The sequence below is a fragment of the Acetobacter sp. DmW_043 genome (assembly GCF_002153485.1).
In the GTDB taxonomy this organism is placed as follows: Bacteria; Pseudomonadota; Alphaproteobacteria; order Acetobacterales; family Acetobacteraceae; genus Acetobacter; species Acetobacter thailandicus.
On sequence record NZ_JOMN01000119.1, the window covers coordinates 1 to 293 of the forward strand.

Consider the following 293-nt stretch of genomic DNA (forward strand, 5'->3'; position numbering starts at 1 on the left):
CGAAGCAGATCACTCTCCCGGAAGCGTCCGTGCCGGTTTTTCGAGAATGTCGAATGATCAGGCACAGGGCCGTTGAGACCAAGGCCACAGAACCACCGGTAGGCCAGGTTAAGATGGACTTCTTCACATAGCCGTCGCTCGGATCGAATACCCATCACGTAGCCAACGATTAACATCCTGATGATCAGCTCGGGATCGATCGAAGGCCGCCCCGTGCCGCTGTAAAATGGGCGAAGATGCTCACGCAGGCCGTCCAGATCGACAAAGCGATCAATTGAACGCAAAAGGTGGCC

Annotated in this window: 1 protein-coding gene; it reads right to left on the reverse strand. The window is 55.6% G+C overall.

Annotated elements, in window-relative coordinates:
* Nucleotides 1–293: transposase (locus tag HK11_RS12160; protein WP_143216402.1), on the reverse strand; the 293-nt coding region annotated here is incomplete at both ends.